This is a genomic window from Limnohabitans sp. 2KL-27 (assembly GCF_001269345.1).
In the GTDB taxonomy this organism is placed as follows: domain Bacteria; phylum Pseudomonadota; class Gammaproteobacteria; order Burkholderiales; family Burkholderiaceae_C; genus Limnohabitans_A.
Genome location: NZ_CXOP01000002.1, coordinates 2,277,093 through 2,303,236 on the forward strand (window position 1 = coordinate 2,277,093; position 26,144 = coordinate 2,303,236).

Consider the following 26,144-nt stretch of genomic DNA (forward strand, 5'->3'; position numbering starts at 1 on the left):
AAACGCCGATTCAGGACCCCGGATGCCCACGCCTATCCCCACGCCCCTTTTGCTGAAAAACCTCACCTTGGAAGTTGCACACTGGCAGCCAGACGAGAAAACCACCCCCACTCACACCCTCGTTTTTCTGCATGAGGGTTTGGGCAGCATCGCCATGTGGCGCGACTGGCCGGCACGCTTGTGCCAACGCCTAGGCTGCGCGGGCTTGGTCTATTCGCGCCAGGGCTATGGCCAGTCCGACCCGGTGGTCGATGTGCGCGGCCCTTCGGGCGAAACGGCGGGCGTGCGCCACGGCCGCCTGCAGCCCGATTACATGCACCGCGAAGCCCTGGAAGTTTTGCCTGCCTTGCTGGAGGCGCTGAACATCCAACGCCCGGTTTTGCTGGGCCATTCCGACGGCGGCACCATTGCCCTGATCCACGCCAGCCGGTTTGAGGTGGCCGGCTGTGTGGTCATGGCGCCGCATGTGATGGTCGAAGACATCTCGGTTCAGGCCATCTTGGCGGCCAAGCAAGCCTATGAAAACGGACCCCTGCGCCAGCGTCTTTCACCGTACCACGCCCATGTGGACTGCGCGTTTTGGCAGTGGAACGATGTCTGGCTCAACCCGGCGTTTCAAGACTTCGATATCCGAGCCGAACTGGACGGCATCCGCGCGCCCTTGCTGGCCATCCAAGGCGAAAGCGACCCTTACGGCACCATGGCACAGATCGACGACATTGCGAGGGCAGTGCCACAAGCGCAGCGCCTGAAGCTCACCGATTGCGGGCACTCACCTCACCGCGACCAGCCACTGGCCGTGATGCAAGCGATCGAGGACTTCATGCAACCCCTTTGATTCGAACGCTTGACCCAGCGCTCGGTCCACAAGACTTTGCGCGCAAGGGCTCGATCCTTCAAGGCACAGGGGAGCGGGGTTTCAGGGCTTGAGCAGGACCAGGTCTTCGTCGGTCAACCAACGCCATTGGCCGGGAGCCAGATCGTTCAGCACCAAACCACCTATTTGCGAGCGGTGCAGACCCTCGACCCGGTTGCCCACCGCCGCCAGCATGCGCTTGACCTGGTGGTATTTGCCCTCTGTCAGCGTCAGCTTCAGGTGCAGCTCACCCACCGCTTCGCAGGCTGCCGCCTTCACGGGCTTGGGGTCGTCGTCCAGCACCACGCCATGGAGCAACTTGTCCACCATCTCGGGCGTGATCGGGTGCTTGGTGGTCACCTCGTAGACCTTGGGCACATGGTGCTTGGGCGAGCTCATCTTGTGGATGAACTGGCCATCATCGGTGAGCAGCAGCAAGCCGGTCGTGTCCTGATCGAGCCGGCCCACCGCCTGCACGCCTTGGACCGCCGCTTTTTGTGGACGTTGGCGCAAAGGCGCGGGCAGCAAGGTGTAAATGCTGGGCCAGGTGGAAGGTTTTTGCGAACACTCGGTGCCCGTGGGCTTGTGGAGCAGCACATAGGCTTTGTCCTTAAAGGGCCAATCGGTGCCTTGCACCGTGAAATGCAGGCCCTCCAAATCAAAAAATTCGCCCGCATCGGTCACCGTTTGGCCATCGACCTGCACATGGCCCTGCTGGACCAGCCCTGCGCACACGCGGCGGGTGCCAAAACCCTGGCAAAACAGAATGTCTTCCAGGCGCATGGGTTTGAGAGATTTGGCTTTCATGGGGCATGATTGTGACCTCGAAAACACCCACCCGATGGGGAATTGACCTGGCAGGAGACACATGGCCCATGAGCACCGCCCTTGACACCCTCGACCGCATGACCGCAGCGCTGACGGCATGCACCCAAGGCCAGTTGGCACAAAGCGACATGATCCGCCAATGGCGCAGCAGTGCAGCCGGTTTGCCCTTGCCCGACAAGTTTGGCGAAGTGCTGGGCAACCTGCTGGACCGCATCGAGGCCAGCGCCCTGTTCAGCGAAGAAAGCTGCTCGTTCAGCCAAAAAGACCTGTTGGCCAGTTTGCAACTGTGGGCCGACAAGGCGCGGGCCAAACTGACTGCTTGACGGGTCGGTCGGCACGCATTCGGTCGCAGGGGCAGCCCGCCACAAAACACCCGCCTCGTGAGGAGTCACCAACGACAACGGGCCCCGCAGGGCCCGTTGTCTTGTGCAAAGCAGCGGATTACTTCAAAGCCTTGAAGCGCACGCGCTTGGGCTTGGCACCCTCTTCGCCCAGACGGCGTTTCTTGTCGGCTTCGTATTCCTGGTAGTTGCCGTCAAAGAACACCCACTGGCTATCGCCTTCGGCGGCCAGGATGTGGGTGGCGATCCGGTCCAAGAACCAGCGGTCGTGGCTGATGACCATGACCGAGCCTGCAAACTCCAGCAAGGCGTCTTCCAGGGCCCGCAGGGTTTCCACGTCCAGGTCGTTGGAGGGCTCGTCCAGCAGCAACACGTTGCCGCCTTCGATCAGGGTCTTGGCCAGGTGCAAACGGCCGCGCTCACCGCCCGACAACATGCCAACCTTCTTTTGTTGGTCGCCACCGTTGAAGTTAAAACGCCCGCAATACGCACGGCTGGCCATCTGGAACTTGCCCACGTTGATGATGTCCAAACCGCCCGAGACGTCTTCCCACACGGTTTTGTTGTTGTCCAGGTCGTCGCGGTTTTGGTCCACAAAGGCCATTTTCACGGTCTGACCGATGGTGACTTCACCGCTGTCGGGTTGCTCTTTGCCAGCGATCAGCTTGAACAGGGTCGATTTACCCGCGCCGTTGGGGCCGATGATGCCGACGATGGCGCCCGCTGGCACTTTGAAGCTCAGGTTGTCGATCAACAAACGGTCGCCAAAGGATTTGCTGACGTTCTTGAACTCGAACACTTCATTGCCCAGGCGTTCGGCCACAGGGATGAAAATCTCCTGCGTCTCGTTGCGCTTTTGGTATTCGTGGTCGCTCAACTCTTCAAAGCGGGCCAAACGCGCCTTGCTCTTGGCCTGACGGCCCTTGGGGTTGGCACGCGCCCACTCCAGTTCTTTCTTCATGGCCTTGGAGCGGGCGTCTTCGGTGCGCTGCTCGGTGGCCAAACGGGCCTCTTTTTGCTCCAGCCAGCTGGAGTAGTTGCCTTTGTAAGGGATGCCGGAGCCCCGGTCGAGTTCCAAAATCCACTCGGCCGCGTTGTCCAAGAAATAGCGGTCGTGGGTGATGGCCACCACGGTGCCCGAAAAACGCTGCAAGAACAGCTCCAGCCAATCCACCGACTCGGCGTCCAAGTGGTTGGTCGGCTCGTCGAGCAGCAGCATATCGGGGCGCGAGAGCAGCAAGCGGCACAAGGCCACACGGCGTTTTTCTCCGCCCGACAGCTTGCCGATCACGGCGTCCCATGGGGGCAGACGCAGCGCATCGGCGGCGATTTCGAGCTGGTGCTCAGAGGCATCGCCTGCGGTGGAGATGATGGCTTCGAGTTGGGCCTGCTCGGCGGCCAGGGCGTCAAAGTCGGCGTCTTCTTCGGCATAGGCGGCGTACACCTCTTCCAGGCGTGCCTGCGCGGCCTTGACTTCGCCCATGCCGCTTTCCACAGCTTCACGCACAGTCTGCTCGGCGTCCATGATGGGCTCTTGCGGCAGATAACCAATTTTCAGGCCCGCCATGGGGATGGCTTCGCCTTCGATTTCCTTGTCGATGCCGGCCATGATCTTGAGCAAAGTGGACTTGCCCGAGCCGTTGGTGCCCAGCACGCCGATCTTGGCGCCGGGAAAGAAAGACAGCGAAATATCTTTGAGAATATGACGTTTGGGCGGCACGATCTTGCCAACCCGGTTCATCGAAAATACGTATTGAGCCATTTATACCCGCCTGAAAAAATACCAATAACTGCGCATTATCCCAGCTTGGCATGACGCAGCATCAAACAGATGCGCCTATCCCTGTGAAAGGCTCTTCCTTAGGGCTGCTGCCCCTGCTGAAGGCTGCCCTTATGGGTCACTGTGCCGGTGAGGGCGACGCCCTCGTCGCGATAGACCATTCCCAGACCACCAGCATTCGCCCAGAGTGCGGGGCTCCTACAACTGCCGCTCCGTCTGCAAGCCCGAACGGCTGGAATACTGAGTCAAGCTGTCCAGGGCCTCGAGCATCACCCGAGCGCTTCGGCGGCCGTACACCTCGTCACGCAGCCAAGTGCATTCGGCATCGAGCAATTCACCTGTGGCCAAACTGCACCACCACACACGGCCGTCACCGTCCCAGCGGTAACCCCGTGACTTGAGCTTGTCCTTGGCCTCAAACGGGGCGCCCGTGGCACGCAACTTGTAGCGCGTCTGATTGGCCCCGGCCAAAAGGCGCGCCAAGCCCGTTTGTCCGTCGATCAGTGGAGAGGACAGCACCTGCAACAAGGCATGGCAATCGACCTGCGCCCGGTGGGCGTCGTAAAACCAACCGCGCTCGGACGCCAAAAACTCCAGCTTGGCCGAGCCGCTGCCCTCTTTCTTCCAGTCGATGCCCTGAAAAGAACAGCCCCAGGCCTTGCCCGCAAACACAGGCCAACGCGCCTCGACAAACGGCCGGTCAAACCCGGCGTTGTGCGCCACGACCAAATCGGCCTCTTGCACCAAGGCGTTAACTGCCGCGTCGTCGATGCGTTGGCCCCGCACCATGCTGTCGTCAATGCCCGTGATCTCGGTGATCTGGGGCGGAATTGGTTTGCCCGGGTCTTCGAACGACTCGTAAATGGACACCGGCCCTGCGGGCGAGCCGGTAGCAACGTCCACCAACACCGACAACATGGCCAGCTCGATCACTTTTTCGCTCTTGCTGTCCAAACCGGTGGTTTCGGTGTCCAGCACGATCACGCGTCGGGTCGCTTGCCCGTTCACCGGCCCATAGTCGGTGCGCGGCACCAAGCGGCGCAAGACGCGAAAGTCGGGGTGCTGAGCCAGTGCCTGGGCCATGGCTTCGTGTTCGGCGATCTGCGCCGATGGCCGAGCCACAGGTGGCAACACCACGGAAGCCACCGTAGGTTCAGGCTTCGGTGTCTTCGCAGGCTTGGCGGGTTTTTCGGCAGATTCGGCTTCAAAGCCCAAAAAACTCATCTGGTCAATTTTGTTCATAAGCCGAGATTAAACCGCGTCTGAGGGCTGCTCCCAGCTGAAATCAGCCCAGGAGCAGTGGGTCTGTCACAAGACGATCAGTCCAGCTTGATCCCCAAATCCACCGCCAACTTGATCCACACGGGCACTTCCCCCTCCCAGTCCTTGCGTGTGTCGGCCAGGTTTTTGGGTTTGTTGGGGATGGCGAAGGTCTCGCGCAGCTTGGCGGCCTTGTCGGTGTTGGACCAGGCCACGGCTTCGTCGGCCAGCAGTTTCAGCACAGCTTCGGGTGTGCCCGCTGGGGCCACCAGCGGCAAGCCGCCTTCCAGGGTCACGAGCTTGGCGGTGTCGCCCTGCTCCATGAGGGTGGGCACATTGGGCAATTTGGGCGAGCGGTAGCTGCCCGTCACGCCAATGGCACGCACACCCCGGCTGGCCACGGCATTGAAGGCCAGGTAGCTGCCGACGGCAATTTGCGATTGGCCCGAAGCCACGTCGAGCCACATGGGGGCTTCGCCACGGTAATGCACCGACTGGATTTGGGTGCCGTGGATGCGGTTGGTCTGGTCGGCCACCATGTGCGGATAGGAGCCCGGGGCGTAAGTGCCCATGGAGGTCGGGTTCTTTTTGGCCCAAGCCACAAATTCGGCCATGTTGTTGGCCGGGATCTTGTCGTTGATGCCCACCACCAGCGGGCCCGAGGGAAACACGGTGACCGGGGTCAGGTCTTTGTCGAGGTTGTAGGGCAACTTGGAATACAAGATGCGGTTTTGCCAAAAGGTGCCCGAGGTGCTCATGACCAGGGTGTAGCCATCGGCGGGCGATTTGGCTGCCGCGTCGATGCCGATGATGGCACCAGCGCCCGGTTTGTTGTCGATGACCACCGGCACACCCAGCTTGGTAGAAAGGTGTTCGCCATAGCTGCGGGCCAAGGCGTCGGTCAAACCGCCGGGCGGGAAAGCCACGATGATCCGGATGGGTTTGGCAGGCCATTTGGTTTGCGCCCAAGCATGGGCCCACGGGCCACTGGTGGCCACTGCGGTGGCGGTCACAGCCGCAGTTTGAAGAAAGGAGCGGCGGTCAGCAAATGGTTTCATGGTCATGCTTTTTTGCAGTTTTAAGGTGTTGTGCAGTCTAGGCTTTCCACGCCGCAGAGGGCATTGGGGTTTGAACCCATGACCTGAGCTGTGAGGGACATCCACGGGAGTTTTCTGCTTTGTGCGACAATCCACTTCGCTGAGGCCTCCAGTTGCCCCAGCATCAGCACTTCTGCTGGGGCCTGACCCAGGCAACGCTCAAAACAAGCGCCTGCGGTTTCCATGCCCACCCTAAGACCTATCGGCCAACACTGGTAACTGCCAACAGCAGTTGAATGAGCCGATACCCGCGCCGGACATGGCGCTCTGTAAAAATGAACTTTGAAGAATTGAACCTGGCCCCGGCCCTCATGCAAGCTGTGCGCGAGCTCGGCTATGACACCCCCACCCCCATCCAGGCCCAAGCCATTCCCGCCGTCTTGGCTGGACAAGACTTGTTGGCCGGTGCACAAACTGGCACCGGCAAAACCGCCGCCTTCACCTTGCCCATGCTGCACAAGCTGAGCCTGAGTGAGCCGGGCAAAAACCGCTTTGGCGGCAAAGCCATCCGCGCCTTGGTGCTCACCCCGACCCGCGAGCTGGCTGCCCAGGTCGAAGAATCGGTGCGAGACTACGGCAAATACCTGCAGCTCGACTCCACCGTGATCTTTGGTGGCGTGGGCATGAACCCGCAGATCAGCAAGGTCAAAAAAGGCGTGGACATTTTGGTGGCCACACCCGGTCGTTTGCTCGACCTGCAAGGCCAGGGTTTCCTGGACCTGTCGACGGTTGAAATTCTGGTGCTCGACGAAGCCGACCGCATGTTGGACATGGGCTTCATCCACGACGTGAAAAAAGTCCTGGCCTTGGTGCCCAAGGACAAGCAGAGTTTGCTGTTCTCGGCCACCTTCAGCGACGAGATCCGCGAGTTGGCGGGCAATTTGCTCAAGAACCCGCAAAGCATTCAGGTCACGCCCAGCAACACCACAGTGCAACGCATCACCCAAGTGATCCACCCCGTGGGTCGCAGCAAGAAAAAAGACGTGCTGCTGCACATCATCCAAAAGCATGACTGGAGTCAGGTGCTGGTGTTCACCCGCACCAAGTTCGGCGCCAACAATGTGGCCGACTTCCTGACCAAAAATGGCGTGAAAGCCATGGCCCTGCACGGCAACAAAAGCCAAACCGCCCGCACACAAGCCTTGGCGGGCTTCAAGAGCGGCGACATCCGCGCTTTGGTGGCCACCGACATTGCTGCGCGCGGCATCGACATCGAAGACTTGCCGCACGTGGTGAACTTTGAAATCCCGAACGTGTCGGAAGACTACGTGCACCGCATTGGCCGTACAGGCCGTGCGGGCGCCAGCGGCGAGGCGGTGAGCTTGGTCTGTCTGGACGAAGAAGGCTTCATGATGGACATCGAGCGCTTCACCAAGCAGGAGATTCCAGTCCAGTTGCTCGAGGGCTTTGGTCCCGAGCCAGGCGAAGTGGCCGAGCCCATCGCCATGGGTCGCCAGACCCTGTGGGGCGGTGCAGGCAAGCCGCCAAGCCGCGATGTGATGGCCGCAGCCGCCAAAGCAGCACGCCAGGACATGATGCAGCGCATCCGTGACAACAAAGTCGCAGTTGGCGGTGGTGGTGGTGGCCAAGGCCCCCGCCAAGCACGCGGCGAAGGTCAGGGCCCAGCCCGGCCATCGCGCAACGGCCCTCCTCCATCACGCCGCAATGGTCCGCAAGGCGCCCCGCGCTTTGAAGGCCAAGGCGATGGCCGCCGTGAAGGTGGTCGCAGCCAGGAGCAACGTGGCGATCCGCGTTTTGACAACCGTGGTGATGGCCAAGGCCGTCCCGCACCACGCGGTCCACGTCCTGAAGGCCGTGGTCCAGGTCGCGGCCCACAGGGCGGCAATGGTGGTGGCGGATACGCAGGCGGCCAAGACCGTCGCCGAGACGATGGCGATGAGTTGCCACGCCACATTGACCCCTTGAAGACCACGCAGTTTGCACGCCTGGACTTGCCCAACCGCAAGCCAGTGCGCACCAGTGGCCAGCCTGACCCGACCCGCACCAGCATCGACAGCCTGGCCAGCAGTGGCCGCCGCCATGGCGGCGGCGGTGGTGGTGGAGGCTACGGCGGCGGCAACCGTGGTGGCAATGGCGGCGGTGGCGGCGGTGGCCGTGGTTTCGGTCGCTGATCCCCACGCGCCCCAAAATACAAAGAGCCCGCAAATGCGGGCTCTTTTTTTGTCTGCGAGAAACTCAGTCCCGGACGAACAAGGTCACCAGCGGGTCGGGGCCGACCTGACGACTCCAGTGGCCATGCACCGTGGCATCGAATGTGGCCCCCTCGGGCAAAGTGTCGGCCGAATAGAAAAACTCGCCAGGCCCAAAAATGCGCGAGCTGCCGTCCTGCAAAAAGATCTCCATCTGCCCACCCAGCACAAACAGCCACTGCGGGTTGCCGGTGCAGTGGAATGTGCTGCGAAAACCCACCGGGCTTTGGCGCAACTGACAACCGGTCGCGGCCATCAGGGCTGAAAGTTGGCTTTGGGGCGTGCCTTCGGTCAAGGGCACCCATTCGTCGCGAAAACGGGCGCGTCCATCGGTGTCGGTGAACAAAATGACTTTTTTCAACGGGTTCATGGCGTCGGGTCCGAATCAGGGAGGAAGCAAGTGAGGCCTCGATTGTCACCGAGTCAACACGAAACAAGGGTTAATCTGAGGAAGAATATGCCCTCAATGGTGTGATGATCACAACCACTGCTTTATTTTTTTGATGACAGACGCGTGCCTTGGGTCGTGGCAATCTTTCTTGACACCCCCGGGCGAGACCCCAGTACTCCATTGATCAGACAACAAGATGACCTCCAAACCCGATGTCCTGGCCGTTGCCAAATTACACCCCTTTTATTTGCAAGCCCTGCAAACGATTTACACCGTACACGACCGCACCCACACCGAAGACCCCAACGCTTTTGCGACTCTGGCGCCGCGCATCGTGGGCGTGGCAGGCACGGGTGAGGCCAGCGTCCCCCGCAGCCTGCTGTCGCAATTGCCCAACGCCAAAGTGGTGTCGGTGTTTGGTGTGGGCTACGACGGCGTGGATGTGGCAGCTGCCATCGAGCACGGCATCCCCGTGACGCATACCCCTGATGTGCTGACCGATGATGTGGCCGATCTGGCCATGGGTTTGGTGCTGTCGGTGGGTCGCACCATCCCGCAGGCTGACCAATTTGTGCGTGCGGGTCAATGGCCCAAGGGCCCCATGACCCTGGCCCGGAAGGTGTCGGGCGCCCGGCTGGGCATCGTGGGCCTGGGCCGTATCGGCAAAGCCATCGCTCAACGCGCCAGCGGTTTTGGCATGACCATCGCTTACACCGCCCGCAGTGAAAAAGCAGATTCAGGTTTTCAGTTCTTCCCCACTGCGCAGGCTCTGGCAGCACACGTGGATTTTCTGGTGGTCATCACACCTGGCGGCGCGGGCACCAAACACTTGATCAATGCCGAAGTGCTCAAGGCACTGGGTTCTCGCGGTTTCCTGATCAACGTGGCGCGCGGCAGCGTCGTCGATGAGCAAGCGCTGATCGAAGCCTTGCAAAACGGCACCATCGCAGGCGCGGGACTTGATGTATTCGCCAACGAACCCCATGTGCCCGAAACCCTTTGGGCCATGCACAACGTGGTGCTGACCCCCCACATGGCCAGCGCCACCACCGAAACCCGCCAAGCCATGGCCGATCTGGCTTTTACCAACATGCAAGCGGGTATTTCAGGCCAAGCCCTGCGCACCCCCGTGCCCGAGTGCATGGCCATGTCGCAAAAATAAACCACGACGCGACATGAACAAGCCATTGCGTCTGATCGTCATGGGCGTGTCCGGCTGTGGCAAATCGACCATGGCCACGGCACTGGGCGAGCGCCTGGGCCTCGAGATGGTCGATGGCGATGATTTGCACCAGCCTGAGAGCATCGCCAAGATGCGCTCGGGCATTGCACTGGACGACGCCGATCGCTGGCCCTGGCTTGACCGCATTGGGACTTACTTGTCCCAGCACCCTGCCCAAGGCCGAGTGGTGGCGTGCTCTGCGCTCAAACGTGCATACCGCGACCGCATCCGAGAACAGGCGGGCCATGTGTGCTTTGTATTTTTGAACGGCAGCTTCGAGTTGATCGATGCACGCATGCGCCAGCGTGTGGGCCATTACATGCAAGCAGGCCTGTTGACCAGCCAGTTCCAAACCCTGGAAATTCCCCAGGCCGATGAGACCGATGTCATCACCCTGTCCATCGCCCAACCCGTGGACGACCTGGTGCGCCAGGTGCTGTCAGCCTTGCAGGCACACCGGGATACAACCCCGCCCCGGCTTCACGCCGCCCATTGATATTCAGAAAGAGCCGTCATGTTTATTCGTTGTGCATTTTTTCAAGGCAAGGTCAAACCCGGCATGGAGGACGCTTTCAACCGCTACATCCGCGAGAACCTTGTGCCCTTGTGGACCCGCTTTCCGGGTGCACAGGAAGTGCGCGTGCTGCGCCAGGTCGAGAGCGATGTGTCCGACCCGCATTTCGGCATGGTCCTGTCGGTGCGCTACCCCAGCCGGGAATCCATCGAGATAGCTTTGGCCTCTGAAGTGCGCATGAAAAGCAAAGAAGTGTCCAAGGACATGATCGCCATGTTCGATGGCACCGTGTTTCACACCGTGTTCAGTGCGGACGAATACGCGCTGCCCACCGATTGATCACCCTTCAGGTTGACGATGCCATGAACGTTCTCGACACTTTCCAACTCAAGGGCCGCAGCGCCTTGATCACCGGCTCGTCAGCAGGCATCGGCCTGGCTTTGGCCGAGGCCCTGGCCCAAGCAGGGGCCCATGTCATTTTGAATGGCCGCACGGCCAGCAAGGTAGAGGCTGCAGCTCTTGCCCTGCAAGCCCAAGGCCTGTCCATCGGCACGGCGGTGTTTGACGTGACCGACGCCGACAGCGTGCGTGCGGCGGTGGAACAGATCGAGTCTGAAAGGCCGATTGACATCCTGGTCAATAACGCGGGCATGCAAATTCGCGGTCCCCTGCACGAGTACCAGGATGCCGACTGGCACACCCTCATGAAGACCAACCTGGACAGCGTGTACTACGTAGGTCAGGCCGTGGCCAAAAAGATGATTCCGCGTGGTCGCGGCAACATCATCAACATCTGCTCGGTCCAAAGCGAGTTGGGCCGCCCCGGCATCGCGCCCTACACCGCCACCAAAGGCGCAGTGAAAATGTTGACCAAGGGCATGGCCATTGACTGGGGCCAGTTTGGCATCAACGTCAACGGCATTGGCCCGGGCTACTTCAAAACCGAACTGAACCAGAAGCTGGTCGATGACCCGAGCTTCAGCAGCTGGCTGATCGGCCGCACCCCCAGCCGCCGCTGGGGCGATGTGCAAGACCTGGGCGGCGCGGCCGTCTTTTTGGCCTCGGACGCTTCACGCTTTGTGAACGGCCATATTTTGTATGTGGACGGCGGCGTGACCGCCACCCTTTGAACACCGCTTGCAAGGAATAAACCCATGAAATCCGTTGTCTGCCATTCGGCCAAAGACCTGCGCATCGAAGACACCGAGCTGCCCACGTTGGGCGACAACCAATTGCGTGTGAATGTGGCCTATGGCGGCATTTGCGGCTCAGACCTGCATTACTACCAACACGGCGGCTTTGGCACCGTGCGCATCAAGCAGCCCATTGCGCTGGGACACGAAATCTCGGGTGTGGTCGATGGCGTGGGCGCGGGTGTGAGCGGCGTGCCTCAAGGCCAACGCATCGCCATCTCGCCTTCGCGCCCTTGCGGCCAGTGCCGGTTTTGCCAGGCGGGGCAGCACAACCATTGCCTGAACATGCGCTTTTACGGCAGCGCCATGCCTTTCCCCCACATCCAAGGCGGTTTCAGTGAACAACTGATCATCGAGGGGTATCAAGCCCACCCGATTGCAGACCACCTGAGCCTGTCAGAAGCCGCTTTGGCCGAGCCTTTGTCGGTGGGCTTGCACGCTATCCAGCGCGCAGGCAGTGTGCTCGGCAAACAGGTGCTGGTCACCGGTTGCGGCCCGATTGGCTCGCTGCTCATTGGCGCTTTGCGCCGAGCCGGTGCGGCGCGTATTGTGGCCGCCGACATCGCCGACTTGCCGCTCAAGTGCGCCAAGGAAATGGGCGCAGACGAAACCATCAACCTCAAGACCCAACCCCAAGCGCTCGACGCCTACAAGGTCGACAAAGGCCAGTTTGATGTGGTGTTCGAAGCTTCGGGCAGCGAAGCCGCTTTGCGCGTGGGCCTGGACACCATCGTGCCGCGTGGCGTGCTCATCACCGTGGGCATGGGCGGCGACATCAGCCTGCCCATGACGCAGATCGTGGCCAAAGAAGTGGACCTGCGCGGCACCTTCCGCTTCCACGCCGAGTTCGCCACCGCCGTGCGCTTTTTGAACGAAGGCTTGGTCAACGGCAAACCCGTCATCACCCGTGTCTTGCCCCTGGACCGAGCCATCGAAGCCTTTGACCTGGCCGCCGACAAGAGCCAGTCGCTCAAGGTACAGATTTCTTTCCAAAACGCCTGAAAATCAAGGGTTTTCGAGCCCTCTCTAGAAAGTTCACCCCATGTCCAAAATCGCCCTCGTCACCGGTGCCAGCTCTGGCATTGGCAAAGCTTGCGCCCTGGCTCTGCTCCAAGAAGGCTGGCAAGTTGTGTTGGTCGGCCGCCGCGCCGATGCCTTGGCAGCTGCCGTGGCCGAAGCCGGTCCCAACGCGGCCAACGGCCACGCCATCCCGACAGACTTGTCGAAAGAACCCGAAGTCCAAGCCCTGTTCGAGCAGATTCGCTCGCGCTTGGGTCGACTCGACTTGGTGTTCAACAACGCGGGCATTTCTCTGCCCTACACCTTGCCCGGCGACTTATCAGGCGACGAATGGCGCCGTGCGGTGGACATCAACCTCAACGGGGCGTTCTACACCTTGTCGCATGCCTTCAAGCTGATGCAAGAGCAAAGCCCACAGGGCGGTCGCATCATCAATAATGGCTCGATTTCAGCCCATGTACCGCGCCCCGGCTCGATTGCCTACACCGCCACCAAGCACGCCATCTCGGGCCTGACCCGCGCCGCGTCTTTGGACGGCCGCCCTTACAGCATCGCCGTGGGCCAAATCGACATCGGCAACGTGGCCTCCGACATGACACTCCGGATGGCGCAAGGCGTGCACCAAGCCGACCTGAGCATCAAGGCCGAGCCTCGCATGGACATGAGCGCTGTGGTCGAGACTTTCCTGACCATGGCCCGCCTGCCCTTGTCGGCCAATATTTTGTTCACCACCGTGATGGCGACCAACATGCCTTTTGTGGGCCGGGGATAAATCCGAGCTATGCAGAAGATGGACATCGGCCTGGTGGGCCTGGGCGTGATGGGCGAAAACTTGGCGCTCAATCTGGAACGCAACGGTTTTTATGTCGGTGGTTTTGATCTGGACGCGTCCAAACGCGAGCGTTTTGACCAACGCACACAAGGGCTGAACGCACAGTCTTGCGCCTCACTCGAAGCATTGGTCGACCGCTTGCAAACACCCCGTTGCGTGTGGCTCATGGTGCCCGCCGGGGCGGCGGTCGATGCGGTGCTCACCCGGTTGCGCCCCTTGCTGAATGCGGGCGATGTGGTGATGGACGGGGGTAACACCCTCTACACCGACACCCAGCGCCGCATGCAATCTCTTGAAGGCACAGGCATTCACTATGTGGGCGCTGGCGTCAGTGGCGGTGAAGAAGGCGCTTTGCATGGCCCAGCCCTGATGCCTGGTGGTGCCTCAGCCGCCTGGCCGCGCCTGCAGCCCATGCTGCAAGCGATTGCCGCCAAAACCGATGACGGTGAGCCCTGCTGTGAATGGATGGGCCCGGGCGGCTCGGGCCACTTCGTGAAGATGGTGCACAACGGCATTGAGTATGCTGACATGCAAAGCATCTGCGAAGCCTATTGGTTGATGCACAACTTGCTGGGCATGAGCCCGGCCCAGATGAGTGCGGTGTTCCACGAATGGAACCAAGGGGAATTGGCCAGCTACCTGATGGGCATCACGGGCGACATCCTGGCGCACACCGACCCTGAAACGGGCAGTGCTTTGGTGGACCTGATTTTGGACACGGCCGAACAAAAAGGGACGGGCAAATGGGCGAGCCAGATTGCCCTCGATCTGGGGGTCACTGCCCCCACCATTGCCAATGCCGTATTTGCACGCACCGTGAGTGGTCTGCACGCCGAACGGGCCCTGGCCTCCAAGGTGTTGTCTGGGCCTGCGCCTCGTGCAGCTGTCCAGCAAGATGCCGTTTTGGGTCAAATCAAAAATGCGCTGTTGGCAGCCAAAATTTGCGCCTATGCCCAAGGTTTCAGTCTCCTGAAAGCGGCCGACCGGGAACACCAATGGCAATTGCCCATGGGCACGGTGGCCGCTGTCTGGCGTGCGGGTTGCATCATCCGGGCGAATCTGTTGCAGGACATTCGTGCCAGCTTTGAGCGCGCTCCCAATCTGGACAACCTCTTAATGGATGATCACTTTGCCGGGGTGATGCGCCGCAGCCATCAAGACCTGCGTGAAGTGGTGGCCATGGGGGCACTGCACGGCGTGGCCGTCCCCTCGTTCATGAGTTCGCTGAGTTACTACGACGCCTACCGCTCAGCCCGTTTGCCCGCCAACTTGCTGCAGGCCCAGCGAGACTATTTTGGGGCACACACCTACCAGCGGATTGACCGTCCCGGCAAGTTTCACACGCGCTGGAGCGATTGACAGGCCCACTCAGTGGCTGATGCGAACCACCGCATCGGCCCGTTTGTGCAAATCGGGGAGCAGCTCCAAACCCAAGCCAGGCTTATCGTTCAGGCTGATCATGCCGTTTTTCACTTGCGGCAATTCGGTCACCAACTCTTTGTACCAACCACTGTAGAAGGCGCGCACGCTTTCCTGGATCAGGGCGTTGGGGGCGTGCAAAGACAAATGGGTGGAAGCGGCCCACACCACGGGTCCCGTGCAGTCGTGCGGCGCCACAGGCAACTGCCAGGCATCGGCCATGGCGGCGATTTTGCGGGCCTCGGTCAGTCCCCCGCACCAGCTCAAGTCGAGCATGGCCACTCCGGCCACACCGGTTTGCAAGTAATCCTTGAAGCCCCATTTGTAGCTGAGCGTTTCGCTCGCGCAAATCAGCGCTTTGCAGTCCACCGCGTACTGCTTGAGCAGGTCCAGGCTGTCCATGCGGATCGCGTCTTCGTGCCAGAAGGTGTCGAACTCCTGCAAAGCGCGTGAGATCTTTTGCGCCATGGGCAAACGCCAAAGGCTGTGAAATTCCACCATGATGTCCATCTTGTCGCCCACCGCATGGCGGATCTTGCGGAAGGGCTCAAGAGCCGTGTTCAGGTCTTGCGGGCTGATGTACTGGCCATGCGACTTTTCGGCCGCCACATCAAAGGGCCAAATTTTCATGCCGGTAATGCCCTCGCTCAAAAGCGACTCGGCCACCTCGTCGGCACGGTGCAAAAAGCCTTGCAGATCTTCGTAGGGCCCGGCGTTGTTGCCCAAGCCCCAGTTGCTGCTGGTCTGGTTGACGTTGCTGCGGATGTATTGGTAGCCCGCACAGGTGTTGTAGACACGGATCTCGTCGCGGCTCTTGCCGCCCAAAGCCGTGTACACGGGCATGCCCGCAGCCTTACCAAAGATGTCCCACAGCGCAATGTCCACCGCCGAGTTGCCGCGTGTTTCCACGCCAGACCCACGCCAGCCCAAGTAACCGGTGATGTCGCGCTGGCGTGACTCGATGGCCAGAGGGTCTTGGCCCACCAGTTTGGGTGCAACCCACTCGTGCAAATACGCCTCGACCGCTTGCGCCCCCATGAAGGTTTCGCCCAGACCGACCAAGCCCTCGTCGGTGTGCAGACGCACCCAGATGATGTTGGGAAATTCACCCAGTCGGATGGTTTCGAGTTGCGTGATTTTCATGACGGCACCCATTGGAGTCGTTAAAAAAGCCCCACAGCGGCTGGCTGTGGAGCTTGTTGGTCAGCAAAAAAGCTGAGCGCGGGGGGTCAACCGCCGCGTGACTTCTTCAACTCGTCTTGCACCACCTTGATGGCGTCGGCACCAATCGAATCCTTGTGCTTGTCGTACACCGAAGCGACTTTGGCACGGATGCGGTTTTGCTCGGCTGCGCTCACCTCGTTGACCTGCATGCCCTTGGTCTTCAAGCTGGCCAAGGATTTTTCGTTCAAAGCGCGATTGGCCGCACGTTGAACTTTCTGACCTTCCATGGCGGCTTCACGCAACACGGCCTGCTCTTGGGGGTTGAGCTGATCCCACAGCTTTTTGCTGTAGAGCACCAGGAAAGGTGTGTACGCGTGACGCGTCACGCTGAGGAACTTTTGCACTTCATTGAACTTGGAGGTTTCAATCGTCACAAAAGGGTTTTCCTGGCCATCGATGGTCTTGGTTTCCAGGGCAGTGAACACCTCACCAAAGGCCATGGGCACAGCGTTGGTACCCAGGGTCTTGAAGGTGTCTAGGAAGATGTTGTTCTGCATCACGCGAACTTTCACACCATCGAAGTCTTCCAGCTTGGTCACCGGGCGCTTGCTGTTGGTGAGGTTTCGGAAACCGTTTTCCCAATAAGCCAGGTTCACCAGGCCAGCGGCTTCGAGCTTGGCATTGAAATACTTGCCTGCTGCACCATCGAGCACGGCATCGGCCTCTTTCTCGTTGGCAAACAAGAAGGGCAAGTCAAACACACCCAACTCTTTGATGATGCCCACCAGTGGCGAGCTGGAGGTGCACACCATCTCTTGGGTGCCTGCACGCAAGGCTTGGGTGGCTGGCAAGTCGCCGCCCGCTGCACCGCCCCAGAAGGCGGTGATCTTCATCTTGCCGCCGGTTTTTGCGGCCAGCACTTCTTGCATCTTCTTGACGCCCACACCGACGGGGTGGTCTTCGTTCACGCCATTGGTGAACTTGATGTTGCGATCGGCAAATTGCGCCATGGCGCTGGAGGCCACCAAGAAGGTGCCCGCGATCAATGTCACCAAATTTCTACGTTTCAACATGACAGTCTCCTTTATAAAAAAACACACAGGGTTAAGAAATCATCTCAGCATCCATTTCATCGGCTCGATGACGATGGAAGGGAAAGCAATCAACAAGGCCAGCACGCCCAACTGCGCCCACAAGAAAGGCAAGACCCCTTTGAAAGCGGTGTCCATGTTGATCTTGGCCACGCCGCACACCACGTTGAGCACGGTACCTACGGGGGGCGTAATCAAACCGATCGCGTTGTTCATGATGAACAGAACGCCAAAGTAAACCGGGTCGATGCCCGCCTTGATGACCAAGGGCATGAGCACCGGCGTCAAAATCAACACCGTGGGCGTGAAATCGAGCGCGGTGCCCACCACCACCACCAAAAGCATGAGCACGACCATGAGCAAGGTCTTGTTGCCCATCAGCGGCTCCATCATGCGGGCCACCTCGGCCGGTATGTTGGCCACGGTGATGAGCCAGGCGCTGACCATGGCCGCAGCCACCAAAAACATGATCACCGAGGTGGTCTTGCCGGCTGCCAGGATCAGGCTGTAGAGCTTGGACCATTGCAATTCGCGGTACACAAACGCACCCACTACAAAGCTGTAGACCGCAGCCACCACCGCCGCCTCGGTCGGGGTGAACACGCCAAACTTCATGCCGCCAATGATGAAAACAGGCAAGCCCAGCGCCAAGATGCCCTCACGCGTGGCTTTGAGCTTGTCGGCCAAATTCATGCGGGGGGCCGGCTGTACGTTCTCGCGCTTGGCCAGCCACCACCAGGTCAAGCCAATGGCCAGTCCCATCAAAATGCCCGGCACGATGCCCGCCAAAAACAATTTGGTGATGGACACATTGGCCGCCACCCCGAAGATGATGAAGCCAATGGAGGGCGGAATCACCGGCGCGATGATGCCGCCTGAGGCGATCAATCCGGCCGAGCGGCCCACGTTGTAACCGGCCCGCTTCATCATGGGAATCAGCAAGGCCGCGAGCGCCGCCGTGTCGGCCACCGCCGAGCCCGACAGCGAGGCCATGATGACGGCCGCCATGACAGCCACATAGCCCAGACCGCCCCTGAAATGGCCGACCCAGGCCATGGCCAGGTTCACGATGCGTCGGCTCAAGCCCCCCGCGTTCATGAACTCCCCCGCCAACAAAAAGAACGGCACCGCGAGCAAGGGAAAGTTGTCCGCGCCATCCACAAAGCGCTGGGCCAGAATCTGGCTGTCGAAGGCGTTGATCATGCCGTTGCTGGCCATGTAAGCCATCAGGCTCAGGCCGCAGACCAGCAAGGCATAGGCAATCGGCATGCCCAAGGCCATAGCCCCGAGCAAACTCAATACAAAGACGGCGATGGTCATGAACGCCCCCGAACTTCAGGCGTCAAGTCGGCAAGCACCGCCTGGTCTTCCGACTCGACCACCATCACCAGATCCGACTCGGCCAAACGGCCTGTCAACAAAAGAGTCAATTTGTGCAGGTTCATGATGCCCATGACCGCGGCCGTGACGTAGCCGATGCCATAGATCCAGATCATGGAAATACCCACCACCACCGAAATGTTGGTCACCTGCAGATCGTGCATCTTCCAGGTCCCCCAGAAAAACAGCACGTTGCAGCCGAGCATCATCACTTCACTCAAGAAAAAGCACAGTTTTTTACCGCCAAGGGGCAGGCGCCGCACCAGCGTGTCCACGCCCAAGTGGCCCTTTTCACGCATGGCCACCATGGCGCCAAGATAAGTCAACCAGATGAAGCAGTAGCGCGACATCTCGTCTGAGATCGAAATGCCCGAGTTGAAGCCATAGCGCAGCACCACGTTGCCAAAGACCATGATGACCATGGCCACCAGGCAAGCGACGACCAGAAACTCCAGCAGTTTGAAAAAAGCGTTGATGGTGGTTTGCATGTGTGTCTTGCGGTTCAGGCGCTGGCCTTGGCGGCTTTCTTGGCGACTCGTTGTTGGGGTCGGATTTTCGATTTGATGGGCGTGGCCACGCCCGAAACCACGGGCAGCTTGCGTCGCGAAGTCAGCACCTGTTCGATGTCTTGACGGGCCCCCTCAATCAACACCATGGCGGCCCGCTCGGCCTTGTTGGGGTTGCGTGCGATGACGGCGTTGAGCAATGCCCGATGCAAGGGCAAGGAATTCTTGGTGCCATCCTGGATGCGGGTGGAAATCTCGAAGCTGGTGCGCAGCAAGGCATTGAGCGCCTTGCTCATTTGCACCAGCATGCGGTTGTGCGAGGCCTGCAGCAAACCTTCGTGAAAACGCAAATCGTGTGTGACGTAATCACCCCCCTGCTCCACAGCCTGCTTCATGCCCGCATAAGCGGCTTCGATGTGGGCGATGTCTTCAGGCGTGGCCCGCTCAGCGGCCAAGCGGACCGCAGCGGGCTCCACCACACGGCGCAGCTCTTGCAAGTCTTTCAAAAATTCGGGCGTCAGGCCGCAGCGGGCCTGCCAGGCCACCACATCGGGGTCAAACCAGTTCCAGTGCGCATCGGGCATGACACGGGTGCCCACTTTGGGGCCTGTGGACAACAGGCCCTTGGCCACCAGGGACTTGATGGCCTCTCGCACCACAGTGCGGCTCACACCCAACTCTTCACACAAAACCGGCTCAGGCGGCAGGCTCGCGCCCACCGCATAGCGGCCAGACAAAATGGCATGGCCCAATAAATCGAGGGAATTTTTGTGGAAATTGTGGGTCATGGAAGCGCTGCATTCAAGCGACCTATCATATGATGATTGAACGCCTGAGACAGACTCTGGAAAACCCTAATCTCAGTCGTCTGAGCCTCTAGGGTTTGCACCATGTCGCTGGCTTTACAAAGCCGGCTTGTTTTTCTAACGTCATACGATAGGATTTTCGAATTCCGTCGACCCTATCTGAGAAAGATCCCCATGAGCAAACCGTCTGGCACCCCTCCCCGCAAAAAGCCCGAAGACCTGCGCAGCCAACAATGGTTTGGCCGCCAGGACCGCGATGGCTTTGCTTACCGCAGCTGGGTCAAGGGCAAAGGCGTACCGCACGACCAGTTTGACGGCCGCCCGGTCATTGGCATTTGCAACACCTTCAGCGAACTCACGCCCTGCAACTCGCACTTCCGGACCCTGGCCGAGCAGGTCAAGATCGGTGTCTACGAGGCCGGTGGCTTTCCGCTTGAATTTCCGGTCATGTCACTGGGCGAAACACTGCTGCGCCCTACCGCCATGCTGTACCGCAACCTGGCGTCCATGGACGTGGAAGAGAGCATTCGCGGCAACCCGATCGACGGCGTGGTGCTGCTCATGGGCTGCGACAAAACCACGCCATCCTTGCTGATGGGCGCCTCCAGCGTGGGCCTGCCCACCATTGGCGTGTCGGGCGGGCCCATGCTGAACGGCAAATGGCGCGGACAAGAACTGGGCTCAGGCACAGGGGTGTGGAGCATGAGCGAACAGGTGCGTGCGGGCACCCTCAAGCTGACCGACTTTTTTGAAGCGGAGAGCTGCATGCACCGCAGCCATGGCCACTGCATGACCATGGGCACGGCCAGCACCATGGCCAGCATGGTCGAAGCCCTGGGCATCGGTCTGCCGGGCAACGCGGCCTATCCCGCTGTCGACGGGCGCCGCAACGTGCTGGCCCGCGACGCCGGACGGCGCATTGTCGAGATGGTGCACACCGACCAGACCATCAGCCAAGTGCTGACCCGCGAAGCCTTTGAAAACGCGATCCGCACGCTGGCCGCCATTGGCGGCTCCACCAACGCGGTGATCCACCTGATCGCCATCGCCGGTCGTTTGGGCCTCAAACTCACGGTGGATGACTTCGAGCGCCTGGGCAGCGAACTGCCATGCCTCTTGAATTTGCAACCCTCTGGCGAGCACCTGATGGAAGACTTCTGCTACGCCGGTGGCCTGCCGGTGGTGATGAAGGAAATCGAACACCTGCTGCACAAGGACATCGTCACGGTGAGCGGCAAGACCGTGAGCGAGAACATCGCCAATGCCGTGAACTACGACCCGCGTGTGATCAAGACCTTTGAAGCCCCCTTCAAAGAAAAAGCCGGCATCGCCATCTTGCGCGGCAACCTGGCCCCGCGCGGCGCGGTCATCAAGCCCAGCGCCGCCACGCCTGCACTGATGGTGCACACCGGCCGCGCTGTGGTGTTTGAAGACAGCCACGACTTCCACAAACGCATCGACGACGAGAGCCTGGATGTGGATGAAAACTGCATTTTGGTTTTGAAGAACTGCGGCCCCAAGGGCTACCCTGGCATGGCCGAAGTGGGCAATATGCCCTTGCCGCCCAAAGTGCTGCGCAAAGGCATCACCGACATGGTGCGCATCTCGGATGCCCGCATGAGCGGCACAGCCTACGGCACGGTGGTGCTGCACACCACGCCCGAAGCGGCCGCAGGTGGCCCACTGGCTGTGGTGCAAAACGGCGACATGATCGAGCTCAACGTGCCCGAGCGCAAACTGCAACTGCTCATCAGCGACGAAGAACTGGCCCGACGCTTGGCACTGTGGGAAAAGCCTGCGCCGGCCATGAACTCGGGCTACTGGAAGCTCTATATTGACCATGTGCTGCAAGCCGACGAAGGCGCAGACATGGACTTTTTGGTCGGCCAACGCGGCTCGGCCGTGCCCAAAGACAACCATTGATGCCCAAGGAATAAACCATGCGAATTTTGATCACCGGCGGTGCCGGATTTTTGGGTGCACGCCTGGCCCGCGAGATTCTGAAGCGCGGCCAATTGAACGGCCAACGCGTGAGCGAGTTGGTCATTGCCGACCTCTTCCCCGCCCCCGCCGACCTGCTGGCCGACCCACGGGTCAAGGGACATGCCGGCCCCATGCTGACGCAAGGCGATTTGTTCAAGACTGGCTTTGACGGTGTGTTCCATTTGGCCTCGGCTGTCTCGGGCGAGTGCGAGCTGGACTTTGATCTGGGCCTGCGCTCCAACGTGGACAGCTCGCGCTTGCTGCTCGACAGCATCCGCGCCTCGGGCAAAGTTTCACGCTTGGTGTTTGCCAGTTCGGTCGCCGTGTTCGGTCCGGACGCGGCCAACCCCATGCCCGCACTCGTGGCCGACACCACCCTGCCCACGCCGCAAACCTCGTATGGCACGCACAAGCTGATGATCGAGTACATGGTGGCCGACTACACCCGCAAGGGCTACATCGACGGCCGCGCCGCCCGACTGATGACGGTGGCCGTGCGCCCCGGAAAGCCCAATGGCGCGGCTTCGTCTTTCTTCAGCGGCATCATCCGCGAGCCTTTGGCGGGCACCGACACCACCTGCCCGGTGGATGACCATGTGTCTCACCCCATCTCTTCGCCGGGCAACACTGTGCATGGTTTGATCACCGTGTTCGAAGCCAGCCGTGAAGCCTTCGGTGGCCGCATGGCGCTGAACCTGCCGGGTTTGAACGTGAAGGTCAGCGAGATGCTGGCCGCCCTAGAAAAAGTGGCAGGTCCTGCCGTGCGTGCCCGCGTGACTTTCCAGAAAGACGAGCGCATTGCCGCCATTGTGGACAACTGGGCCAAGGGCTGCACCTTTGAGCGGGCACACGCCTTGGGTCTTCGCGCAGATGCCAGCTATGAGGCGATCATTGCGCAGTACATCGAAGACTGCAAAACCCGCCCGGGCTATCCAGCCGAAGCCCTGAACGGGTTGAAGTGACCTTCAAAAAAAGGCCGCCACGCGGATGCTGCGTGGCGGCCTTTTATTTTTCACACGGGTTCATCTTTTAAAAATGCGTGCTGATCGCCCCGCTGATGCGGCCATCTTCTTCGATGACCGCCATCCAGCGCCATTTGTCAAAAGTGGTGCAGGGGTGAGAAATGCCCAAGGCCACACGGTCACCCACTTGCGGCCAGACACCTGCGGCGTCAAACACCATGTGGGCGTGCTGGTCGCTGAGTGCCTTGACTTTCCACGACTCGGGCGTGGCCTGCATGGCACCCTCACCACTTTGCCCGCGTGCCGCCCAGCGCACCGGCATGGGCATGCACTGGTCAAACGACAGATCGCGACGCCCTGCACTCAAAATGGCCAGACCCGGCTCGGGCACGGACTGCACTTTGGCCCAGACCTCCAAGGCAGGTTGCAGCGACGCGCTCAAGCCCTCACGCGCCTCCACCAGTTGCAGGTAGCGGGCATAGTTCCAGTGGTCGTGCGTGACATAACAGCCAGAGCGCAACACGCCTTGGACCGGACGGCTTTTGACCTGCGTTTTGAGCAACGGGATCACCAGATCGAACACGGCCGAGCCGCCTGCCGACAACAAGACCTCATCATCGCCCCACAGGTGCTGTGCATCGATTTGCTGGACCAGCGCCTGCACACTGCGGACCAGGGCGCTGACAGCCTCCGTGTCGTGCGCGCTGTTGCATTGGCCCAGTCCCCCCTCGTAGCACTCCACACCGCCCAGACGCACCACGCCCGACTCAGCCATGGCCTGCGCCAAAGTCAAGGCCTGCTCTTGCGTGCGACAGCCGGTGCGGTAGCCCGCAATGCCCAGTTCCAAAAGCACATCCCAACAACGCGGCTGGCCGCGCCGTGCGCCCCAGTCGGCCAAGGCCTGCAACTGTGCCAGCGAATCGACCAAAAACCAGACACGCGCTTGTGGGTGCTGTCGCAACAAAAGATCCAGCCCATCCAGATCGGCATCGGACACCAACTGGTTGGCGATGATGGCGCGCTGCGCCCCGGCCGCCAAACCCACGCGCAACTGGTGCACGTTGGCAAAGGTCAGGCCCCAGGCTCCGGCTTGCAATTGCATGCGAAACAACTCGGGCGACATCGTGGTCTTGCCGTGCGGGGCCAAGGCCACGCCTTTTCGCTGCACAAAATCCTGCATCCAAGCCAAGTTGTGCGCGAGCGCCGGACGGCGCAGCACGGCCACAGGGTAAGCCAATGCGTCATCGAGCAGGTTCCAACCACGAGCGCCCAACTGCGACACCGCGCAGGGCTCGGCCGCCAAGGGAAAGCCTTTGCAAGCGGCATTCAGTACAAAATCGTGTTCCATGTCTCCGTGCTCCGTTCATCGCGTGGCCAATTGGGTGGTGATTCTCCCACCGTGTAGGACCCTTTGACCGATTGATTTCACATGACAGCCATCCACAAAAAATTCGACATCGTTGCCCTGGGCGAAGCCATGGTCGAGTTCAACCAAACCCAAGGCCAACAGCCCGATGAGGCCCCGCTGTACTTGCAAGGCTTTGGTGGCGACACCAGTAACGCTGCGATTGCTGCGGCGCGGGCCGGCGCCCATGTGGGCTACCTGAGCCGCCTGGGCAGCGACCGCTGGGGCGACCGCATCATGGACTTGTGGCGGCGCGAGAACGTGGATGCCACCACCGTGATGCGCGATGCGCCAGCGCCCACCGGCATGTACTTTGTGAGCCACGACGCGCAAGGCCACCACTTCAGCTATGCCCGCGCCGGATCGGCGGCCAGTCGCATGCAGCCCCAAGACGTGTCGCACTGGCAAGACGCCATCGCCCGCAGCCAGTGGCTGCACCTGTCGGGCATCTCGCTTGCGATCTCAAACTCGGCCTGCGACACGGCGTTTGCCGCCATGCAGGTCGCCCGCAGCATGGGCACGCGCGTGGCGCTCGACTCCAATTTACGCCTGTCACTGTGGCCACTGGTGCGTGCGCAGGCCTGCATCCGCCATGCCGCCAGTCTGTGCGATTTGTTTTTGCCCAGCCTCGAAGACATGACCGCGCTCACAGGCCTCACGCAAGCGCAAGACATCATCGACTGGAGCCATGCACAGGGCGCAGCGCAAGTGGTGCTCAAGCTCGGGGCCGATGGCGCGCTGGCCAGTGATGGCCAAACGCAGCGCACCGTGCCAGGCCACAGCGTGTCAGCGATGGATGCCACGGGCGCTGGGGATTGTTTTGCGGGCAACCTGTTGGCCAGACTTTCAGCGGGCGACAACCTGTGGGACGCCACCGCCTATGCCAACGCCGCAGCGGCTTTGTCGGTACAAGGCTATGGTGCGGTCGCGCCCTTGCCCCGGCGCGATGCAGTGATGAACCTTTTGTTGAAAGCGCACACCCCATGAGACCTTTGATCGCCATCGACTGGGGCACTTCTTCGCTGCGCGGTGCGCGGCTAGGCCGCACCGGCCAGGTCCTGGAATCGCGCGAATTTGCCCGCGGCATCCTCACCGTGCCGCCGGGCCAGTTTGAAGCCGTGTTCAAGGAATACTTTGGCGACTGGATGCAAGCGCCCGATGCGCTGTGCCTGATCTCGGGCATGGCCGGCAGCCGACAGGGTTGGCAAGAAGCGCCTTACTGTCCCTGCCCCGCAGGTTTTTTCGAACTGGGCCAGCACCTGCTGTGGCTGCAGCCCGGTCGCATGGCATTGGTGCCAGGCCTGAGCTATATGGGCGCAGACCCCCTGAACACCCCCGATGTGATGCGCGGAGAAGAGGTGCAAATTTTTGGCGCCCTGCAAATGGCGGGGCGCAAGAACGCCACGCTGGTCCTTCCGGGCACGCACAGCAAATGGGTCCAGGTGCAAGACGCGCGTGTCACGCAGTTTCAGACCTTCATGACGGGGGAGGTGTTTGCCCTGATGAGCCAGCACTCGATCTTGGGCAAGTCGCTGGACCTCAATGGCGCCATCGACGAGGCGGTTTTTCTGCAAGCCATTGACCGAAGCCTGCAAGCCGGCAGTGTTTTGCACCACCTGTTTGCGGTGCGCACGCTGGGCTTGTTTGAACGCCTGAGCGCCACCCAATTGCCCAGCTATTTGTCGGGCCTGCTGATCGGTGAAGAGCTGCGCGCACAAGATCTGTCGGCCCATTCGGACCCGCTGATCCTGATTGGCAGCGAAGCCCTCACACGGCGCTACACCCTGGCCCTGCAGCACCTGAAGGTCCCTTGCCAAAGCCGAGGGGCCGAAGCCACCTGGACCGGCTTGTATGCATTGGCATCCTCTTGCGAACTGTCCTGAT

General features: G+C 60.7%; 25 protein-coding genes. 14 read left to right on the forward strand and 11 right to left on the reverse strand.

From position 1 onward, the window contains the following. The first annotated feature begins 22 nt into the window (after window positions 1-22). Window positions 23-838, forward strand: a complete 816-nt coding sequence (locus tag LHAB_RS13830; RefSeq protein WP_090047325.1) for an alpha/beta fold hydrolase — start codon at window positions 23-25, stop codon at window positions 836-838. Between the two features lie 81 nt (window positions 839-919). On the opposite strand, the gene LHAB_RS13835 is transcribed toward LHAB_RS13830, so the two are convergent. After that, window positions 920-1,639, reverse strand: a complete 720-nt coding sequence (locus LHAB_RS13835; RefSeq protein ID WP_090047991.1) for a pseudouridine synthase — start codon at window positions 1,637-1,639, stop codon at window positions 920-922. A 92-nt stretch (window positions 1,640-1,731) separates the two neighbouring features. Between LHAB_RS13835 and LHAB_RS13840 the strand changes: the two genes are divergently transcribed. Beyond that, window positions 1,732-2,007, forward strand: coding sequence for a hypothetical protein (locus tag LHAB_RS13840; protein WP_090047993.1), 276 nt, complete (start codon window positions 1,732-1,734; stop codon window positions 2,005-2,007). A 118-nt stretch (window positions 2,008-2,125) separates the two neighbouring features. On the opposite strand, the gene ettA is transcribed toward LHAB_RS13840, so the two are convergent. The 3 genes from ettA to LHAB_RS13855 all read right to left on the reverse strand — a co-directional run bounded on the left by ettA (window position 2,126) and on the right by LHAB_RS13855 (window position 6,123). Beyond that, window positions 2,126-3,787 carry an energy-dependent translational throttle protein EttA gene (ettA, locus tag LHAB_RS13845; RefSeq protein ID WP_090047327.1) on the reverse strand — a complete coding sequence of 554 codons (1,662 nt, stop codon included), beginning with the start codon at window positions 3,785-3,787 and terminating at the stop codon, window positions 2,126-2,128. 216 nt (window positions 3,788-4,003) lie between these two features. Next, a complete protein-coding gene (locus LHAB_RS13850; protein WP_090047329.1) occupies window positions 4,004-5,047 on the reverse strand; it encodes a 3'-5' exonuclease in 1,044 nt (347 codons plus the stop codon). 77 nt (window positions 5,048-5,124) lie between these two features. Further along, window positions 5,125-6,123: a Bug family tripartite tricarboxylate transporter substrate binding protein gene (locus LHAB_RS13855; protein ID WP_228763437.1), complete on the reverse strand. Its 999-nt coding sequence runs from the start codon at window positions 6,121-6,123 to the stop codon at window positions 5,125-5,127. Between the two features lie 314 nt (window positions 6,124-6,437). On the opposite strand from LHAB_RS13855, the gene LHAB_RS13860 reads away from it, so the two are divergent. After that, window positions 6,438-8,294, forward strand: a complete 1,857-nt coding sequence (locus tag LHAB_RS13860) for a DEAD/DEAH box helicase (RefSeq protein WP_090047333.1) — start codon at window positions 6,438-6,440, stop codon at window positions 8,292-8,294. Between the two features lie 64 nt (window positions 8,295-8,358). On the opposite strand, the gene LHAB_RS13865 is transcribed toward LHAB_RS13860, so the two are convergent. Next, a complete protein-coding gene (locus LHAB_RS13865; RefSeq protein WP_090047335.1) occupies window positions 8,359-8,742 on the reverse strand; it encodes a cupin domain-containing protein in 384 nt (127 codons plus the stop codon). A 217-nt stretch (window positions 8,743-8,959) separates the two neighbouring features. Here LHAB_RS13865 and LHAB_RS13870 point away from each other — a divergent pair, with 217 nt between their 5' ends. From LHAB_RS13870 to gndA, 7 genes are read left to right on the forward strand one after another with little or no spacing between them, the layout of a single operon-like run. Continuing rightward, window positions 8,960-9,925: a 2-hydroxyacid dehydrogenase gene (locus LHAB_RS13870; protein ID WP_090047336.1), complete on the forward strand. Its 966-nt coding sequence runs from the start codon at window positions 8,960-8,962 to the stop codon at window positions 9,923-9,925. 13 nt (window positions 9,926-9,938) lie between these two features. After that, window positions 9,939-10,481, forward strand: a complete 543-nt coding sequence (locus tag LHAB_RS13875) for a gluconokinase (RefSeq protein WP_090047338.1) — start codon at window positions 9,939-9,941, stop codon at window positions 10,479-10,481. Window positions 10,482-10,499: 18 nt separating this feature from the next. Beyond that, the gene (locus LHAB_RS13880; protein ID WP_090047340.1) at window positions 10,500-10,838 is read left to right on the forward strand and encodes a hypothetical protein; all 339 of its coding nucleotides are present in this window, start codon (window positions 10,500-10,502) and stop codon (window positions 10,836-10,838) included. A gap of 23 nt (window positions 10,839-10,861) precedes the next feature. Continuing rightward, a complete protein-coding gene (locus LHAB_RS13885) occupies window positions 10,862-11,629 on the forward strand; it encodes an SDR family oxidoreductase (RefSeq protein ID WP_090047342.1) in 768 nt (255 codons plus the stop codon). A 24-nt stretch (window positions 11,630-11,653) separates the two neighbouring features. Next, a complete protein-coding gene (locus tag LHAB_RS13890; protein WP_090047343.1) occupies window positions 11,654-12,694 on the forward strand; it encodes an L-idonate 5-dehydrogenase in 1,041 nt (346 codons plus the stop codon). Window positions 12,695-12,734: 40 nt separating this feature from the next. Further along, the gene (locus LHAB_RS13895; protein WP_090047347.1) at window positions 12,735-13,484 is read left to right on the forward strand and encodes an SDR family oxidoreductase; all 750 of its coding nucleotides are present in this window, start codon (window positions 12,735-12,737) and stop codon (window positions 13,482-13,484) included. 9 nt (window positions 13,485-13,493) lie between these two features. Beyond that, entirely contained in the window at window positions 13,494-14,903 is a 1,410-nt protein-coding gene (gndA, locus tag LHAB_RS13900) for an NADP-dependent phosphogluconate dehydrogenase (protein WP_090047349.1), read from the forward strand. Window positions 14,904-14,912: 9 nt separating this feature from the next. Here gndA and LHAB_RS13905 read toward each other — a convergent pair whose 3' ends face one another. The 5 genes from LHAB_RS13905 to LHAB_RS13925 all read right to left on the reverse strand — a co-directional run bounded on the left by LHAB_RS13905 (window position 14,913) and on the right by LHAB_RS13925 (window position 19,892). After that, window positions 14,913-16,106, reverse strand: coding sequence for a mandelate racemase/muconate lactonizing enzyme family protein (locus LHAB_RS13905; protein WP_090047994.1), 1,194 nt, complete (start codon window positions 16,104-16,106; stop codon window positions 14,913-14,915). An 86-nt stretch (window positions 16,107-16,192) separates the two neighbouring features. After that, window positions 16,193-17,200, reverse strand: a complete 1,008-nt coding sequence (locus tag LHAB_RS13910; protein WP_090047351.1) for a TRAP transporter substrate-binding protein — start codon at window positions 17,198-17,200, stop codon at window positions 16,193-16,195. 39 nt (window positions 17,201-17,239) lie between these two features. Beyond that, window positions 17,240-18,538, reverse strand: a complete 1,299-nt coding sequence (locus LHAB_RS13915; RefSeq protein ID WP_090047353.1) for a TRAP transporter large permease subunit — start codon at window positions 18,536-18,538, stop codon at window positions 17,240-17,242. Continuing rightward, a complete protein-coding gene (locus tag LHAB_RS13920; protein WP_090047355.1) occupies window positions 18,535-19,086 on the reverse strand; it encodes a TRAP transporter small permease in 552 nt (183 codons plus the stop codon). The genes LHAB_RS13915 and LHAB_RS13920 overlap by 4 nt, the downstream gene beginning before the upstream one ends. 14 nt (window positions 19,087-19,100) lie before the next feature. Next, window positions 19,101-19,892: a FadR/GntR family transcriptional regulator gene (locus LHAB_RS13925; protein ID WP_090047357.1), complete on the reverse strand. Its 792-nt coding sequence runs from the start codon at window positions 19,890-19,892 to the stop codon at window positions 19,101-19,103. Between the two features lie 192 nt (window positions 19,893-20,084). On the opposite strand from LHAB_RS13925, the gene LHAB_RS13930 reads away from it, so the two are divergent. Both LHAB_RS13930 and denD read left to right on the forward strand, forming a co-directional pair. Beyond that, complete coding sequence (locus tag LHAB_RS13930; RefSeq protein ID WP_090047358.1) at window positions 20,085-21,833, forward strand: IlvD/Edd family dehydratase; 1,749 nt, start codon at window positions 20,085-20,087, stop codon at window positions 21,831-21,833. A 17-nt stretch (window positions 21,834-21,850) separates the two neighbouring features. After that, window positions 21,851-22,855: a D-erythronate dehydrogenase gene (gene denD / locus LHAB_RS13935; RefSeq protein WP_090047359.1), complete on the forward strand. Its 1,005-nt coding sequence runs from the start codon at window positions 21,851-21,853 to the stop codon at window positions 22,853-22,855. A gap of 67 nt (window positions 22,856-22,922) precedes the next feature. Here denD and LHAB_RS13940 read toward each other — a convergent pair whose 3' ends face one another. After that, entirely contained in the window at window positions 22,923-24,203 is a 1,281-nt protein-coding gene (locus tag LHAB_RS13940; protein ID WP_090047361.1) for an amino acid deaminase, read from the reverse strand. An 81-nt stretch (window positions 24,204-24,284) separates the two neighbouring features. Here LHAB_RS13940 and LHAB_RS13945 point away from each other — a divergent pair, with 81 nt between their 5' ends. Beyond that, window positions 24,285-25,247 carry a sugar kinase gene (locus LHAB_RS13945; RefSeq protein ID WP_090047363.1) on the forward strand — a complete coding sequence of 321 codons (963 nt, stop codon included), beginning with the start codon at window positions 24,285-24,287 and terminating at the stop codon, window positions 25,245-25,247. Continuing rightward, entirely contained in the window at window positions 25,244-26,143 is a 900-nt protein-coding gene (locus LHAB_RS13950; protein WP_090047365.1) for a 2-dehydro-3-deoxygalactonokinase, read from the forward strand. Before LHAB_RS13945 ends, LHAB_RS13950 begins: the two co-directional genes overlap by 4 nt. Window position 26,144: the final 1 nt, after the last annotated feature.